At 59.4% G+C, this 16233-nt stretch carries 11 protein-coding genes and 3 pseudogenes; 4 read left to right on the top strand and 10 right to left on the bottom strand.

Going from position 1 to position 16233, the window contains the following annotated elements; translation table 11 throughout:
• Positions 1-85 precede the first annotated feature (85 nt).
• Positions 86-803, top strand: a pseudogene (locus CO657_RS28760) (IS6 family transposase).
• 130 nt (positions 804-933) lie between these two features.
• Here the strand turns inward: CO657_RS28760 and CO657_RS28765 are convergent.
• The 5 genes and pseudogenes from CO657_RS28765 to CO657_RS28785 all read right to left on the bottom strand — a co-directional run bounded on the left by CO657_RS28765 (position 934) and on the right by CO657_RS28785 (position 5354).
• The gene (locus tag CO657_RS28765) at positions 934-2688 is read right to left on the bottom strand and encodes a pyridoxamine 5'-phosphate oxidase family protein (RefSeq protein ID WP_054186354.1); all 1755 of its coding nucleotides are present in this window, start codon (positions 2686-2688) and stop codon (positions 934-936) included.
• Positions 2685-3263: a TetR/AcrR family transcriptional regulator gene (locus tag CO657_RS28770; protein ID WP_054186355.1), complete on the bottom strand. Its 579-nt coding sequence runs from the start codon at positions 3261-3263 to the stop codon at positions 2685-2687. The genes CO657_RS28765 and CO657_RS28770 overlap by 4 nt, the downstream gene beginning before the upstream one ends.
• A gap of 203 nt (positions 3264-3466) precedes the next feature.
• Positions 3467-3964 carry a YybH family protein gene (locus CO657_RS28775; protein ID WP_054186356.1) on the bottom strand — a complete coding sequence of 166 codons (498 nt, stop codon included), beginning with the start codon at positions 3962-3964 and terminating at the stop codon, positions 3467-3469.
• Positions 3965-4045: 81 nt separating this feature from the next.
• Positions 4046-4420: a DsrE family protein gene (locus CO657_RS28780; RefSeq protein ID WP_054186357.1), complete on the bottom strand. Its 375-nt coding sequence runs from the start codon at positions 4418-4420 to the stop codon at positions 4046-4048.
• Between the two features lie 216 nt (positions 4421-4636).
• Positions 4637-5354 (bottom strand): annotated as a pseudogene (locus CO657_RS28785) (IS6 family transposase).
• Positions 5355-5392: 38 nt separating this feature from the next.
• On the opposite strand from CO657_RS28785, the pseudogene CO657_RS28790 reads away from it, so the two are divergent.
• Positions 5393-5698 (top strand): annotated as a pseudogene (locus CO657_RS28790) (transposase); the annotation flags it as partial.
• A gap of 12 nt (positions 5699-5710) precedes the next feature.
• On the opposite strand, the gene CO657_RS28795 reads toward CO657_RS28790, so the two are convergent.
• From CO657_RS28795 to CO657_RS28815, 5 genes are all read right to left on the bottom strand, one after another.
• Positions 5711-7438 carry an ABC transporter ATP-binding protein gene (locus CO657_RS28795; protein ID WP_128715626.1) on the bottom strand — a complete coding sequence of 576 codons (1728 nt, stop codon included), beginning with the start codon at positions 7436-7438 and terminating at the stop codon, positions 5711-5713.
• A 7-nt stretch (positions 7439-7445) separates the two neighbouring features.
• On the bottom strand, positions 7446-8567 hold the full coding sequence (locus tag CO657_RS28800; RefSeq protein ID WP_054186156.1) for an ABC transporter permease: 1122 nt from the start codon (positions 8565-8567) through the stop codon (positions 7446-7448).
• Between the two features lie 8 nt (positions 8568-8575).
• A complete protein-coding gene (locus CO657_RS28805) occupies positions 8576-9562 on the bottom strand; it encodes an ABC transporter permease (RefSeq protein WP_054186173.1) in 987 nt (328 codons plus the stop codon).
• A gap of 121 nt (positions 9563-9683) precedes the next feature.
• On the bottom strand, positions 9684-11627 hold the full coding sequence (locus tag CO657_RS28810; RefSeq protein WP_054185876.1) for an ABC transporter substrate-binding protein: 1944 nt from the start codon (positions 11625-11627) through the stop codon (positions 9684-9686).
• A 593-nt stretch (positions 11628-12220) separates the two neighbouring features.
• Entirely contained in the window at positions 12221-12985 is a 765-nt protein-coding gene (locus CO657_RS28815) for a FadR/GntR family transcriptional regulator (RefSeq protein WP_082366381.1), read from the bottom strand.
• Between the two features lie 424 nt (positions 12986-13409).
• Between CO657_RS28815 and CO657_RS28820 the strand changes: the two genes are divergently transcribed.
• Positions 13410-14639 (top strand): mandelate racemase/muconate lactonizing enzyme family protein, encoded by a 1230-nt coding sequence (locus tag CO657_RS28820; protein ID WP_054185852.1) that lies wholly within the window; start codon positions 13410-13412, stop codon positions 14637-14639.
• 405 nt (positions 14640-15044) lie between these two features.
• Complete coding sequence (locus CO657_RS28825; RefSeq protein ID WP_245293061.1) at positions 15045-16208, top strand: D-2-hydroxyacid dehydrogenase; 1164 nt, start codon at positions 15045-15047, stop codon at positions 16206-16208.
• Positions 16209-16233 lie beyond the last annotated feature (25 nt).

Raw genomic sequence — 16233 nt, forward strand, 5'->3', positions numbered from 1 at the left:
AGCTCGTGACTAATAGTTTCCAAACAAACAGTTCTGTTGTGGTCGCTCGGAGCTGTCGCGTTGTCCGTGGCGTAACGGTTGACGGATAATCGGACGCCATGAGCGCGCCGACCATCAGCTACAAGAACCACTGTTTCCCACCGCAGGTCATCGCCCATGCGGTCTGGCTGTATTTCCGGTTTCCCTTAAGCTTGAGGCTTGTGGAAGAAATGCTGCTGGAGCGCGGCATTGTCGTGTCCTACGAAACGATCCGGCGCTGGGGCCGAAAATTCGGTGCGGCCTACGCAAAACAACTGCGCAGAAAGAGACCCTCGCGAGAGGATATCTGGCATCTGGACGAGGTGGTCGTCTCCATCGGCGGCAGAAACCACTGGCTTTGGCGAGCCGTCGACCAGGACGGATACGTTCTCGACGAGATCGTGCAAGTCGGTCGCGACACCAAGGCTGCCAAGCGATCGTTGATCAGACTGCTGAAGAAGCAAGGCCTGGCGCCAAAGAGGATTGTCACCGATAAACTGCCCTCATACGGGGCGGCAAAGCGAGATGTGATGCCGGCTGTTGAACATAGATCACACAAGGGCCTCAACAACCGTGCGGAAAACTCCCATCTGCCGCTGCGAAAACGAGAACGAGTGATGCAAGGCTTCCGATCCGTCGGCGGCTTGCAACGATTTATATCGGTGTTTTCAGCAGTCAGAAATCATTTCGCCCCGTCGCACCAAAAGCACTCCGCCCTAGCCACCCACGTTCATCGGATCCGCGCTATGGCGCAATGGAAGGCCGTGACCGGCGCAACAGCCTGAGTTTAACTGAAAGCACCTCCTCCGGCCTCAGTGAAACAACGTGACAACGCCCATTGAAGGTTAGTATAGTGCCTGCCCTGCGCGACAAAGGCACGATATCGCTCGATGGCTTCCCGCGCTTCAATCAGCATTAGAAGTCGAAGCTCTCGAACCGCAGCCGGCCGGGGTCGATCTTGGGCTCAAGCCACGCGCGGACGCCCGCCATGAACCGATCGGGCCCGCAGACAAACACGACCGCGTGGTCGAGCGTGGGCAGATCGTCGAAGTCGGTGGCGCGGAGCCGGCGCGGATAGACACGACGCCCGTCCCCACTTGCACTCTGCGCCTTACCCGTCGAGTCGAACACGCGCACTTCGATGTCGGTCATCCCGTCGATTAGTGCGATTTCGTCGCCGCGGCACGAATAGAAGAGCGTGACCTCGGGCATCGGACGCCCGGAGTCGCGCAGCGCCCGGTGCATCGCGAGGAAGGGAGTGATCCCGACGCCGCCGGCCACCCAGAGCATGTGCGGAAGCACGCGACCTTCATCGAGGCACGTGAACGTTCCACCGAATCCCAGGAGATCGATCTCGATCGGTGGAACGCGATGATTCGCTAGCGAGTGCAAGTACGACGAGACGACTCCGGCCTTCTTGGCCGTGATCGAGATCTGTCGGCGATCAGGCGATACCCTCGACACCGTGTACGTCCGCACGTAGTCATCGTTCAGCGACTGTGGGTCGAGGTTGTTCATGTGCTGGTACGAACGATCGAACCGGCTTCCGAAGTCGAAGATGGCGTGACCACCGGGGACGAGCTCGGCCTCCCGCGGGAGCGCGAACGTGAACGTCGAGACGAGCGTCGACTCTTCGATCACGTCGACGAGCGTGGCCTTCATGGCGAGCGGATGTCGGTCGCTCGGAGTCTCGCTCGCGAGGATCCTCGGTTTCGGGTTGTAGGGCGACAGCTGCTCGTCACCGGCGATCTCGAGGTCGAGCGCGCCCGTCGTGAGCAGCGTCTCGTCGATCGTGATCAGCGTGATCAGCGTCGCGCCCGGCATGATGCGCGATGCATCCTCATCCAAGAGATTGCGCGCACGCCCGGTCACTTGGAGCATCGCGCCAGTGGTGAAGTCGGGAATCGCGACGCCCATCACCGGATCGGTCTCGACGTTGCCGAGCGACTGATAAAAGCGATTGCCCGAGTAGTCGGGCAGAACGAGATGCGTCCCATGCTCGTCGTCGAAGGAGCGGAGGAACCCCTTCGGTCCGCCGCGATGGTTCAGCCCCATGTCGGATTCGGAGGGATCGCTGTCGGTATGTCGCGTGGCGATGAAGATGGTGCTCGCTCGCCGGAGAATGTCTCGCGCCGCGGACGAGAGCTCCGTGCCGAGCGGGGTGGTGCTTGGCGTCCGAACGTTCGGGCGAAGGTCCCTCACCGTGATGTACTTGGGGCAATTCCCCATGTGCTCGTTTGCGCGCAGCGCGAGGGTGAGGGAACGCCCATCGAACGTCGCCGCGTCCACCGAACCCGAGAGCTTAACGCGCGAGCGCGTCGTGAAATCGATCGCGACGCCCGCGAAGAGTCGCGCGCCGGGCATCGGCAAGCACACCGCGCGCACGAACGGATCGTCCGGGTTCACCCGGGCCCGCACGACCAGGAGCTCGGTCGAGGGCGCGGTCGTCTCGGGGTTGCAGAGAATGGTCACCCACGGCCGGCCGCTCTCGTCGAGCACGCCGAGCGGCAAGTACGGCAGGCGAGCGTAGTAGACGACGTGCTGGCGCGACATCTCATCTTGGATCACGCCGCGGATCGCCTCGGTCTGCTCCGGAGGCGTGTGCCGCCGGACCTGGATGCGGAGCTCTCCCTCGTGCTGGCGGTGCGATTTGCGGATGCTCCCCGTCATGACGCCACGGTCTCCTTATTGGCGAGCAGCGTCGCGCGTACGTCCTTGAGCGCCCGCGCGAACACTCTCTTGTTCCCTGTCCCTGCGACGACCACGAGTGCCCCCTCGATGCGCCCGAGCGCGTCCTCGGCGCGGGACCGCGCGACAGCGCGCGGAATTCCAGCGTCGACTCCAAGCGTCTCGAACGCAGTCAGCCAGAGCTCGAACGAGCGACGGAGTGGACCGCCGATGACGGGACGACCCGCGCTCGCGCAGAGCCGCTCGAGTAAACACGCCTTCGTCCCACCGTCGTAGACCTCATCCAACACGGCGAGCATCGCGCCGAGCTTCTTGTTCGGACTAGCCATCGTCTCAAGCGGCGCGTAGAGCGCCTGTTTGAGCAAGCCGTCGAGATAGGCGAGCACACTCGTCGCCATCTCTTCCTTTCCGCCGGGGAAGTGGTGGTAGAGGCTCGAACGACCGAGGCCCGTCGCTTCCGACAGGACCGCGAGGGACGCTCCCTCGTATCCGTACTCGCGGAAGACCTCCAGGAGTCGCGCGAGCACTTCTTCTTTCGGGATGAGAGCAGCGGGCATGGTCGACGGGCCTCGGCGTGGGTTCGTGACCGCAGCACGCCGTGTACCAGGCGTGCTGCGATCTTCGGATGTATCAGAAGGTGCACACGGAATAGCCGCCCTTCGCATACGCCGCAAGGCTCGGCGGATCACGCCGAACGTTGTGTGGAACATTCGTGCTAAACCGCGACGGCATGCATTCGTCAAGAGTGCGTAGTCTCAGTTCAGATAGTACCGAACGGGTTGTCGATCACGAAGCGCCAAACCCCATCCGCTTGCCGGCGAACGACATCGGAGGACGTTCCCGACAATTTCAAGGGCTTACCGTCAGGCCCGTTGCCTTCCATGACCCAGTCGGAGATAACGAGCGCGACATCTCCACTGACCAGGACCTGTTTGTCAGTCGCCTTGATAGGCAGCTTCAACTGCATGAATTCGGACAAGGACGCACGAATGGCCTCGTGGCCTCGCACGGTGGTGCCGGGCTTGGTCACGAAAACCGCGTCTGCAACGTAGACTTTCATGGCGGCGTCGAGGTCACCCGCGGTGATGGCGCTTGAAATGTACGGGGTCACGTCTTCCGGACGGCGGGGCAGAGGCATCTCGGTCGTGCCCTGTGCATGCACCTGTCCGAGGCCACCGATGCCGGTGGCGAACAACGCGGCGGAGGCCACCAGCATCTCACGACGCGAAGAAGTGAAAGGAACTGATCTGTTTGTCATGATTTTCTCCTAGAACAAAATAGGACGCAGCTGCTGACCGGAGCACGCCGCGTACCAGGCGTGCTGCGATCCTCGGATGCATCAGAAGGTGAGCACGGAATAGCCGTCCTTCGCGTACGCCGCGAGGCTCGGAAGGCCGGACGTGCCAGGCACCTGGTTCGTGGTGATCAGGGAGAATCCGTTCTTCTCGGCGTCTGCACGCGCACCGAAGACGTCCGCGCAGCCAGACGAGACACCCACCACCTTATCCTGGATGGCCTTGTAGAGCGCGTGGGCCGGGTGATCCTTCTGGGTAAGTACACCCGCCCAGCGCGTGCCTGCTCCCTGGAACACGATCTCGACGTGCTCGTTCTTCTGTTTGAGGTCGTACGCCGCGGCCAGCGCGTTGAACAATCGCCCGACCGCTTCGTCGCTGCCGGACTTGGGATCGGAAAATACGACAATCGCAGTCTTCATGGAAACTCCTCTGTGACGTGAGGCTCGGCGGATCGCGCCGAGCTCTGTATGGAACGTTCGGTCCAATACGACGAAGGCGTGCCGTCGTCAAGAGTGCGCTCGGCTGCTGACTGAACGTCACCGAAAAAGACACTGGTATCTGGGCGAGCATGGAAAGGCTGAAACGGCGTTGTCACGTTGTTTCACTGAGGCCGGAGGAGGTGCTTTCAGTTAAACTCAGGCTGTTGCGCCGGTCACGGCCTTCCATTGCGCCATAGCGCGGATCCGATGAACGTGGGTGGCTAGGGCGGAGTGCTTCTGGTGCGACGGGACGAAATGATTTCTGACTGCTGAAAACACCGATATAAATCGTTGCAAGCCGCCGACGGATCGGAAGCCTTGCATCACTCGTTCTCGTTTTCGCAGCGGCAGATGGGAGTTTTCCGCACGGTTGTTGAGGCCCTTGTGTGATCTATGTTCAACAGCCGGCATCACATCTCGCTTTGCCGCCCCGTATGAGGGCAGTTTATCGGTGACAATCCTCTTTGGCGCCAGGCCTTGCTTCTTCAGCAGTCTGATCAACGATCGCTTGGCAGCCTTGGTGTCGCGACCGACTTGCACGATCTCGTCGAGAACGTATCCGTCCTGGTCGACGGCTCGCCAAAGCCAGTGGTTTCTGCCGCCGATGGAGACGACCACCTCGTCCAGATGCCAGATATCCTCTCGCGAGGGTCTCTTTCTGCGCAGTTGTTTTGCGTAGGCCGCACCGAATTTTCGGCCCCAGCGCCGGATCGTTTCGTAGGACACGACAATGCCGCGCTCCAGCAGCATTTCTTCCACAAGCCTCAAGCTTAAGGGAAACCGGAAATACAGCCAGACCGCATGGGCGATGACCTGCGGTGGGAAACGGTGGTTCTTGTAGCTGATGGTCGGCGCGCTCATGGCGTCCGATTATCCGTCAACCGTTAAGCCACGGACAACGTGACAGCTCCCGAAAAGGTGCTGGTGCCAGAGCTCAAACAGGGCGACATCGTCGTGATGGACAATCTCGGCTCGCATAAAGCCAAGGCGATCCGGGTCGCCATCCGTAGGGCCGGCGCCCGACTATTCTTTCTGCCGCAATACTCCCCACATCTCAATCCGATCGAGAAGCTCTTTGCCAAGATCAAACACGGGCTGCGACAGGCACAGGCCAGAACCCGCAACGCCATCGACGACGCACTGGCAGCCATCCTCCAAACCGTCTCGCCAAAAGAGTGCCTAAACTACTTCAAGGAAGCCGGATATGAACGGACGTAAAATCATCCCGCTCTAGGAGCTGCCATGGCTGGCACGCGGCAGCGCTTCGTCCAGCGGCATATAGCGGAAACGCCTGGAATGATCCCGATCGCGCGGATCAGGGCGCGGGATCGCCGATATTAGCGCCTGCGTGTAGGCGTGCTCGGGTGTGCGGCAGACCTGCTCCGCTTCGCCGATTTCGACGAGCTGGCCTTTGTACATGACACCGACGCGATCGCACATGTAGCGGATGACGCCGATGTCATGACTGATGAAGATATAGGCAAGGCCGAGCTCGTCCTGCAGGCGCATCAGGAGGTCGAGCACTTGCGAGCGCACCGAGACGTCGAGCGCCGAGGTCGCCTCGTCGGCGACGATCACACGCGGATTGAGCGTGATGGCGCGGGCAATGCCGATGCGCTGGCGCTGACCGCCGGAGAATGCGTGCGGGTAGCGTTCGCGCGCCCTCGGATCGAGGCCCACCTGCTCCATGAGGTGGCAGACCCGCTCCTCCAGTGCCCGCCCCTTGGCGACGCCATTGACCAGCAGCGGCTCGCCGATGATCTGGGAGACTGTCATGCGTGGATTGAGGGAGCCGAATGGATCCTGAAACACCATGCGCAATTCGCGGCGTGCCGCAGCCAGCGTCTGACCCTTTGCCGTTGCCAGATCGATGATGTCGCCGCCGGCATTACGATAGAGGATTTCGCCGGCCGTCGGATCGATCAGCCGCATGATCGAGCGGCCCATCGTCGTCTTGCCGGATCCGCTTTCGCCGACGATGCCGAGCGTCTCGCCCGGCAGCAGCGAAATGGAAACATCGTCCAGCGCTTTCACTTCACCGAAATCCATCGAAACGTTGCGCAGTTCGAGGATCGGCGCTTTCGTCCTGTCGAGCGGGGGGCGTGCGAGGCGGATTTCGGCCTTCTGCTCCAGCTTCAGCACCGAGCCGATCAGCATGCGGGTATAGTCGTCTTGCGGCGCATGAAAGATCTGCTCGACCGGCCCATATTCCTTGGCGACGCCGTTGTGCATGACCAGCACGTCATCGGCGATCTGCGCCACCACACCCATGTCGTGTGTGATGAACAGAACGGCCATGCCGTTGGCCTTCTGCAGGCGGGCGATCAGGTCGAGAATTTCGGCCTGCGTCGTTACGTCGAGCGCCGTGGTCGGCTCGTCGGCGATCAGCAATTGCGGTTTGCAGGCGAGCGCCATGGCGATCATCGCGCGCTGGCGCATGCCACCGGAATATTGGAAGGCATAGCGATCCAGCGCCTTTTCCGGCGCAGGGATCTCGACCTGCTTCAGCAGCGATATGGCTTCAGTGCGTGCCTCCGCCTTGCTCATCCGGGTATGCAGGCGAAGCGCCTCGACGATCTGGTTGCCGACCGTGTGGATCGGCGACAGCGACGACATCGGCTCCTGGAAGATCATGGCGATGTCGCGGCCGCGGATCGCCCGGATCTGGCGCCCGCGCGGATTGAGGCTGGTCAGATTGGTCGAGCCGCCGTTCTGGTCGTTCAGGATGATCGATCCGGCCGCAATCCGGCCGGGTGCATCAACGATCTGCAGGATTGAACGCGCCGTCACCGACTTGCCGGATCCGCTTTCGCCGACGACGCAGAGCGTCTTGCCCGGCTCGATCGAAAAAGACAGATCGCTGACGGCGCGAAAGACGCCGGTGCGCAGCGGAAATTCGACGGTGAGGTTCTTCACCTCGAGCAGCGGCCTGCCGGCAATGGGAACGATATCGGTCATGCCGGCCTCATTTGTTGTAGGGATCGGCCGCGTCGCGCAGGCCGTCGCCGAGAAGGTTGAGCGCCATCACGGCAACAACGACGGCGCAGCCCGGCATGAAGAGCCAGGGTGCGGTGGCGATCGAGCGAATGTTCTGGGCCTCGCGCAGCAGCACGCCCCAGGAGATGGTCGGCGGCTGCAGCCCGAGCCCCAGGAAGGAAAGCGAGGTTTCGGCAAGGATCATCGCCGGCACGGCAAGGGTGATCGACGCGATGATGTGGCTCGCGAAACTCGGCAGCATATGGCGGAAGATGATGCGTCCTTCGCGAACGCCGTCGAGCCTGGCGGCAGCGACGAATTCCTCGGTGCGCAGCGACAGGAAGCGGCCGCGAACGACACGGGCGAGCTGCGCCCAGCCGGTCAGCGACAGGATGATCGTGATCATCATATATTGCAGCGTTGCCGGCCAATCCTGCGGCAGCGCCGCGGCCATCGCCAGCCAGATCGGGATCGTCGGCAACGACAGCACGAAATCGATCAGCCGCTGCATGAAGAAATCGATGCGGCCACCGTAATAGCCGGAGATGCCGCCGATCACGATGCCGAGCATCAACGACAGGAAGACGCCGACGAGACCGATCGATAGGGAAACCTGCGAGCCTTGCACCGTCCGGCTGAAGACGTCGCGCCCAAGCCGGTCGGCGCCGAAGAGAAGCAGCGGCGTGGTCTTGTCGGGCGAAGCGATCAGATGGATGTTTGTGTTGAACAGTCCAAAGACGGAATATTCATAGCCGCGCCCGAAGAACTGGACGTCGACACGCTTCGTCGTGTCTTCCTTGAAGATGGCGGCCAGCGTTTCCGGATCGCGGGTGAGCTTCATCGGATAATAATGCGGGCCGAAGGAGAACCCGTTCTCGGTATCGATCAGATGCAGTTTCTGCGGCGGGTGAAAGGTCGCCCGCGCATTCTGCAGGTTCGGATCGTTGATGGCGAAGAAGCCGGGAACCAGGGCAACGATATACATCATCACGGTGACGACGAGCGCCACCATGGCCAGCCGGTGCCGGCGGAAAGCCCACCAGATCAGCTGCCATTGCGATGCGACGGCGGCGCGATCCGGCTGAATATTTGTAATGGCAATGTCGGCCATATCGGCTCCTATTCCAACCGGATGCGGGGATCGACCAGCGCAAGCAGGATATCGCTGATCAGAGAGCCTATCAGCGTCAGAGCGCAGATCAGCAGAACGAAGGCACCCGCCAGATACATGTCCTGAGCCATCAGCGCCTGCAGCAGCAAAGGTGCGGCCGTCGGCAGGTTGAGCACGATGGCGACGACGACCGAGCCGGAGATGAGGTTGGGCAGCAGCCAGGCAATGGTCGAGATGAACGGATTGAGCGCGATCATCATGGGGTATTTCATCAGCAACCGGAACTCCGACAGACCTTTTGCCCGTGCGGTGGTCACGTAAGGCTTCGGCAGTTCATCGAGCATGTTCGCGCGCATGACGCGGATGAGGCTCGCTGTTGACGAGACCGCAAGAATGATGACGGGAAGCCAGAGATGCGAGAATAGGTCGACCATCTTGGCGAAGCTCCAGGACGCGTTCTCGTATTCCGGCGAAAACAGCCCGCCGACATCCTGTCCGAATTCGACCGCCGCGATATACATCAGCACCAGCGCCAGCAAGAAGGACGGAACGGCCAGGCCGAAGAAGGTGAAGGCGGTGAAGAAATAGTCCCCGATCGAATATTTGCGCACGGCGGAATAGACGCCGATCGGCAGCGCGATCGCCCAGGTGGCGATCAATGTCGACAGAGCCAGAACAAGCGTCAGCGCCATTCGCTCCCAGATCAGATCAGAGACCGGCTGCTGCCATTCGAAGGAGATGCCGAAATCGCCGCGCGAGAGGATGCCCCATATCCATTTGAAATATTGGATGAGCATCGGATCATCGAGGCCGAAACGCTCGCGCAATTGCGCCGCGGTATTCTGATCGACGATCTCGTTGGAGGCTGCCAGCGTCGCGATATAGGTGGTGACATAGTCGCCGGGCGGCAGCTGGATCAGCACGAAAGCCAGGAAGCTGACGGCAAAAAGCGATGGAATCATCCATAGCAAGCGTTTGGCGATGAAGACCAGCATGGGCGCCTCTTGCATTGAACGCCGCCTTCCGTGCCTTGCGGCTGTCAGGGCCGGCAAGGCATCTCGGAGGGCGAACCGAAAGAAAGCGCCGTACCGTCAGGCACGGCGCCGGAGATCCAAATCAGCTCGTGAAGGTGAACTGCTGCGGCAGCGCAGGCCCCGGATTGGGCCAGGACCAGCTGTCCGGTTGCTTTTCCGGCACGTTGCGCAGGTTGTTGCGGATGATGCCGAAGCTTCCGACGGCAAGGCAAACTCCGATGGTCTCGAAACTATCGGCGCAAAGGTCAAAGATCTGCTTCATGATCGCTCCGCGCTTGTCGAGGTCGGCCGTCGAACGTGCCTCGTCGAAGAGCTTCATCCGCTTCTTCTGGCTTTCCGGCGGTTCCTCGCCGCGTGCGCCGTTGGAGGTGTACCAAAGCGTCCACGGAATGGCGTAACGCGACCCTTGAGGATGGAAAGCGAAGTAATCACGCGGATCGAGCATTGGATCCAAGCCACCGGCCCCTGACCACACCTGCGCGTCGTGAGCGTTTTCATCGCCACGCGTATAGTAAAGCGCCCGCTCCATCGTATTAATCTTCATGTCAATTCCGATTGCAGCCCAATGAGTTTTGATCAGTTCAAGTGCATCCACTTGATCAGGATTGAGCGTGGGAATCACGTCAACGGCAAAGAACACCGGTTGGCCATCAGCACGCAGACGGGTTCCATTGCCGTTTTTCTTATCGAATCCGATTTGGTCGAGTAACAAATTAGCCTTCTCGGGCTCATATTCGGTGAACTGCCGCGAAAGTTTCTCGTAGTGCCAAGGGTGGCCAGGGCGCGGGCCAGTCTGATAAGGTTGGCTTTGCCCGAAGTAGACGATGTCAATGATTTCTTGGCGATTAATACCAAGCGAGAGCGCTTGACGAAATGACTTGTCAGCGAACATCTTACGCATCGCCGGATCCTTGTGCGTCATGTTCAAATAGATCTGGCACTGTTGGGCTGAAGAGGGCTCTAGCGTCATCAGACGATAATCACCTTTCTTCATGTTTTGCGACAGGGTAGGCTTGTTGGCCAGTATATTGATGTGTCGTTCTTGAATGTCGATTTTGCCTGAGATGACATTCAGCATCAGTGACTCGACGTCCTGCGATAGGCCGAAATTTAGTTCATCGATATATGGCAATTGATTGCCCTCGGTATCGATCTGCCAGAAGTAGGGATTGCGAACCATTAGTACGCGGGTCGCGCCGCCTGTATAGGGTTCTTTGATAATCCATGGATCTAAAGTCGGCCGTTCGGGATTAGCCCAACGGGAAGGGATTTCGATATCGCCGCACTTTGCGCGAAATAGATCTGTCCAGCTGTTGGCACCCGAGGCTTTCACGTCCGCGGTAAGATCCGCATTGTACTTGGGATGGAACTTACTGCAGTAGTGCTTTGCGAACAGCGTCGGATGTTGGCCGAGCGGCGTAGCGAGGTTTTCGAGATAAAGCGCGTTGGCTGCGGCAAAAGTAAATCTGACGGTGTAGTCATCGACTTTCTCTACGACAACCGGCGTGCCCGCCACTTGAATCTGAGCAGGCGCTGAGCTGTAGAGTTCTTTGTTTTTGACAACATCCTCGATCGCGAAGACGACGTCGTCCGCCGTGAAAGGATGCCCATCCGACCATTTTACGCCTCGGAGAAGATGGAAAGTAAACTGCGTGGCGTCTTCGCTAACCTCCCACTTCTCTGCAAGATTCGGAAGTACGGCGGTAAATTCCATGTTCCACCGAACCAAGCCCTGATTGCCCACCATACGCAGAATGCCGTTGTGGTCCGACGAACCGCGTAGGCCCCGTCGAAGGGTGCCTCCGTAAGTTCCAATTTTTTCCCACGGCGTCACTACCATCGGGTTCTGCGGGAGGCGATCCGCCAGCGCCGGAAGCTTTCCTTCTTTCACCAGCGCCGTGAGCTGCGGCGCCTCCTTAGCCTCGGCCGCCTCAGCCGTACCCGCTGTTATGGATAAAGCGACAACTCCGCCTACTCCCGCTAGAAACTCACGGCGGCTCATCTTAATCTCAGAAGCATCGTCCATATTTTTGGTCTCCTCCGAACCATACATTATCGCAGAACGCGCCTGAACCTCGTTTGCCGAGGCTTGATCTTTCGCGTCTACACATTGATGCCAACGATACCGGGATTTCAATTTATTACAAGTAGGTACATCTTTATACATGTAGAAAGTCTTTTTGCTCCTTGGAGCAGAGATTAAAAGCTAGAGTTGGCCGGCTCACTTTTTTGAGGCACGCGGTCGTTGCCGCACAGGCGTTGCCGATCAGAACGGCTCAACGGGATGTGACCATTGCCGACAGGTGAGGCGACGTCTGCGGATGGATTATAGAAACAAATCCGCGAATTTTGTGGAGCGCAGCGATAGTTCCGTTGCGTGCTCTATTTCAAGGGGCGGCGATCCGAGACCTTACTCGTGACTCAAGCTGGGCCCGGCCGCCGCCGCTCATTTGCGCCTTGAGCAGATGTCGCAGGCGCCGACCGGGCGGTCGGCGGCGGCAATCACATGCAGTTTTCTCGCCTCGTGAAGGTTCCTAGTCAAACTGCTCTCACAGATGGATTCCCGTCACACATCTTGGAAATACTCATGTCCTGCTGGGAGACTGCGATGCCTTGAGGTTAGATACCTTCAAACATACGTTGGCGAGCGCTGACAATATGCCGCTCCATGGCTAGGCGCGCGCGCTCAGGATCCCGAGCCCGTATAGCTTCATAAATTTGATCATGCTCCGACTGAACCGCTCTCAGGCGGTCGGGTGCCCGCAAGAGACTGAGTTGGCGCGTAACGTTCATGCCTGTCGTGATGTGGGAAGCTAGCGAAGCCTGGATCGAAATATAGTAGGAATTTCGCGTGGCTTTGGCCACGGCCTCATGAAAAAGACGGTCCTCCTCAATTCCCAGCGTACCTGTTTTGACACATTGCTCCAGGGATGCCAGAGCTGCGGCGATGAGCGCCAGATCCTCATCCTGCCAGCGCTCCGCGGCAAGCGCTGCGGCTGCAGCCTCGTGTCCGGCGCGAAACTCGAAGCAGCGCTGAACATCGGCGAGAGAGCTCACTTGCGCAAAACGAAGCACGGCAACATCGGGCTTGCGGATGGCGTAGGAGCCGGAGCCCTGGCGCGAAACGATAACCGCGTCTTCTCTGAGACGCCCAAGCGCCTCTCTAACGACGGTTCGGGAAACGGCAAACCTAGCCGCCAGTTCCGACTCTGAGGGCAGCTTGCTATTCAACAAAAGATCGCCGCGGGCGATCAGCGTCACAATGCCATCGTACACCACGTCGCTGAGGCGTCCGGGTGTTCCGGATTCGGTCAGTTCAATATCGACACTCCTGTTACTGGCAATTTTTCCCGCCCCACTCTCAGAAAATATGGTTTCCTTCATGCACGTTTCATCCTTTTCCCAGCGTGCCACAGAACGATAGTTCCCTTATCGTAAGACACGCCACCATTACCATTGATAGCCGGGCGTCTGGGACTCGCTCCGACCCGTCATTGTACAGCGACTAAAACCCCTTGGACTGCCATCTTATCACAAACTAAATCACTCGTCTATTCCTGTTGACACTTGTCTGTAGCTGTCATAACTAATACGGGGAAGCAGAACAGTCTCACGAGTTTAGCCGCAGCTATGACCATTGTGGGGGTCCGTCTTGGCGAACAAAAGAGCCGGCGAAGTTAGTCGGGCAACAGCACCTAGGCACAGCCGTGTCCCTGCGTGGTTGGCCTCAGCGAAAGGCAAAATAAGGATGCCGAAGCTCTCACTTCGGTACCCTGATCCGTTGCGCATTATTTAGAAGGGCAGTCGCATGAAGATTACCGATATCAGAACCTACCTCATGCAAGTGGGGCCACGACCGGGCCTGCCAGGGCAGACCTCCGCCGGCGCCGCGGGCGAAGCAGATTTCCGCGGCTCGCGAAACTGGCTCTTTGTCAAGGTCGAGACAGACGAAGGTATTTACGGGATCGGGGAATGCTCCGGCTGGCCGAGGGTCGTCGAGGCTGCCGTGAAAGACTATCGTGCGATCCTCATCGGCGAGGATCCGCGCGATATCGACAGGCTTTGGAGCCGGATGTTTGTCTCCTCCATGGGGCACGGTACTCTTGGAACGGTCGGAGGGGGAGCGCTGACCGGTATTGAAATGGCGTTGTGGGATATCAAGGGCAAGGCTCTCAATCAGCCGATCTGGAACCTGCTCGGCGGCCGTTTCAGGGACCGGATCAAGGTTTACGGGCATGCCAAGACACCGGACCGGGCGCGCGAGCTGTTGGAAAGAGGCTATAAAAGCGTCAAGGTCGGATTCACCGGTGCCGTCGACCTCGACAAGGTTGCGAACATCCGCGACACGATCGGCCCTGATGTCGACTTGATGGTGGACGCGCATGGCCCTTCGTGGATGACAACAAAGGACGCGATATTGGTCGGTCGAGCGCTTGAGCCGCTGGACCTCCTTTTCCTCGAAGATCCGGTTGCTCCAGAAAACCTCGATGCGCTCGAACGGATCCGCGATGCCATTGACGTTCCTCTGGCCGCCGGGGAGCGCGTGAGCAACATCTGGGGGATCCGGCAATATATCGAGCGAGATCTCGTCGACGTGATCCAGCCCGACACCGGGCGCGCTGGGGGAATAACCCAGATGCGCAAAATGGCTGCCATGGCTGAAGCCCACTACATTACGGTTGCTCCCCACTCTGGCTCGCTTGGTCCCGTCGCCGAATTCGCAGCACTTCATGTCATGGCGACAATTCCAAATGCGCTGATGCTCGAGCGTGTCGAATTTGACTGGTCGGGTCGCTACGATGTCGTGACGCCGGTTCTGAAAGTTGAGGATGGTCATCTGCCGGTCCCCGACGCTCCAGGCCTTGGCGTTGAGCTGGTCGAGGAAGAAATCGAAAAATATCCCAGCAACCGCAACGTCGGAGACATGCCTGCCGATGATGGGCGGGCTTACGAGCCCGGCACGCTTACCGAATGCGTCTATTTCCAGACCCGACTGCGGCGCCGCGCGCGGCTTCGCTTGGCAAAAACCTCGCAATGACCACCCAGTCGCACGGACTCCGCTGAAAAAGTATGGCGCCACGTGGTCGAACGTGGCGCCTCACACGGCGACGAAATTGCCGGCGGCCGGAGAACCGTGTTCAACGGACCGCAGACCCTGCTTGGCCACGGCCAGCCACCTTCTCGATTGAAGCGTGTCGTCAGTCGACAATCGAGCGAGATCGCTGATCAGCGTTTTCGTTGCGCCTGGGGTTGCAGCACCACTTGATCTTCCGCGTCATCTCCAAGCCGGCCATAGCCGCACACCCCGACGCCGAGCCTTTGCCAGACAACCCGCAGATGAGATGACGCTCACTTTACAAATTGTCCTCACTGCAATGGCGGAATGTCGGCACAGCAAGCCAGACGTAACGCCCACATCATTGTAAATTAACGACAAAATCCAATGTCGCTGATTTTTAATGCCGTACCAACTTGTCACTACTTGCATTTTTTTGTTTATTCGATACATTCAAAGAAACATTTGTGGCCCACGCGACCTGCTGCGCGTCGCGGTGCCCGGCTCAATTTCGGAGGAAACATGGCGCAATCCCTCGCATCCGCAACGCATAACGGACAAACAGCTATCAATGCCGTTCTGGCAACTGTTCCCTATCAGCCTGATGAGCTTGCCCTGCTTCGGGCGCAAGTGGCGCCCGCGCAATTCATTCATTGCTCTTCAACGGACGAGAAGGGCATCGCAGACGCGCTGAAATTTGTGGATGTAGCGATTATATCGGGAGACCTTGACGACCGATATCTTGCGGCGCCGGCCTTGAAATGGGTGCATTGCGACCATTCCGGGTTGACGCGATCGGCTCGGCCGGAAGTGTTTCAGAAGGGATTGCTCGTGACCGGATCCGCCGGCCGGTCGGCCGCAGCGCTGGCGCAGCACGCCTTTTATTTCGCGTTGGCTTTGACCTATGACGCAAGACAACTCATGGAGAAACAGGCGGCCCACGCCTGGCGCGGCATTCCGGGGTATGAGCAGAAGCTTGGACTGGCCGGCAAGACACTCGGTATCGTCGGCTTTGGTCAGACGGGTGTCGAGATGGCCGCTCTCGGCAAAGCATTCCAGATGAGGGTTATTGCGCTCAACCGCAGCGCCATCGCTGCGCCTGCAAATGTCGACCTGATGCTGAGCTCTGAACGCGGCGACACCATCGACCCGCTGATCGAGCAGGCTGACGTCATCATGCTGGCGACCCAGCTTACCGATGTGACGTACCACATGTTCTCCGCGCCGCAGTTTGCCAGAATGAAGCCGTCGGCCTTCATCATCAATATGGCGCGCGGCCAGGTGATTGACGAACAGGCGCTGATCCAGGCTCTTCGCTCCGGCGAGATCGCGGGCGCTGGATTGGACGTCTTCGCGAAAGAACCCTTGCCCGCGGATTCTCCGCTCTGGGACCTATCGAATGTGCTGGTCACGCCTCACATGACGCCGGGTTTGCCAGACAAGCGGCAGCGGTCGATCCAGATGATTACCGAGAATATCGCTCGCTACCGCGAAGGCCGGCCCATGCTCAATGCGCTTTCCGAAAAGGATGTTTTCACACCGAAGTCTTGAGCTTCGCCGATGCGCAAGCCGCGGC

Source organism: Rhizobium acidisoli (assembly GCF_002531755.2).
Classification (GTDB): domain Bacteria; phylum Pseudomonadota; class Alphaproteobacteria; order Rhizobiales; family Rhizobiaceae; genus Rhizobium; species Rhizobium acidisoli.

Excerpts from the sequence above, each read along its gene's own strand:
- CO657_RS28810 (WP_054185876.1), bottom strand. The coding sequence starts at position 11,627 with ATGGACGATGCTTCTGAGATTAAGATGAGCCGCCGTGAGTTTCTAGCG.
- CO657_RS28825 (WP_245293061.1), top strand. The coding sequence starts at position 15,045 with ATGTCGCTGATTTTTAATGCCGTACCAACTTGTCACTACTTGCATTTT.
- CO657_RS28795 (WP_128715626.1), bottom strand. The coding sequence starts at position 7,438 with ATGACCGATATCGTTCCCATTGCCGGCAGGCCGCTGCTCGAGGTGAAG.
- CO657_RS28775 (WP_054186356.1), bottom strand. The coding sequence starts at position 3,964 with ATGACAAACAGATCAGTTCCTTTCACTTCTTCGCGTCGTGAGATGCTG.
- CO657_RS28820 (WP_054185852.1), top strand. The coding sequence starts at position 13,410 with ATGAAGATTACCGATATCAGAACCTACCTCATGCAAGTGGGGCCACGA.
- CO657_RS28770 (WP_054186355.1), bottom strand. The coding sequence starts at position 3,263 with ATGCCCGCTGCTCTCATCCCGAAAGAAGAAGTGCTCGCGCGACTCCTG.
- CO657_RS28815 (WP_082366381.1), bottom strand. The coding sequence starts at position 12,985 with ATGAAGGAAACCATATTTTCTGAGAGTGGGGCGGGAAAAATTGCCAGT.
- CO657_RS28800 (WP_054186156.1), bottom strand. The coding sequence starts at position 8,567 with ATGGCCGACATTGCCATTACAAATATTCAGCCGGATCGCGCCGCCGTC.
- CO657_RS28765 (WP_054186354.1), bottom strand. The coding sequence starts at position 2,688 with ATGACGGGGAGCATCCGCAAATCGCACCGCCAGCACGAGGGAGAGCTC.
- CO657_RS28805 (WP_054186173.1), bottom strand. The coding sequence starts at position 9,562 with ATGCTGGTCTTCATCGCCAAACGCTTGCTATGGATGATTCCATCGCTT.
- CO657_RS28780 (WP_054186357.1), bottom strand. The coding sequence starts at position 4,420 with ATGAAGACTGCGATTGTCGTATTTTCCGATCCCAAGTCCGGCAGCGAC.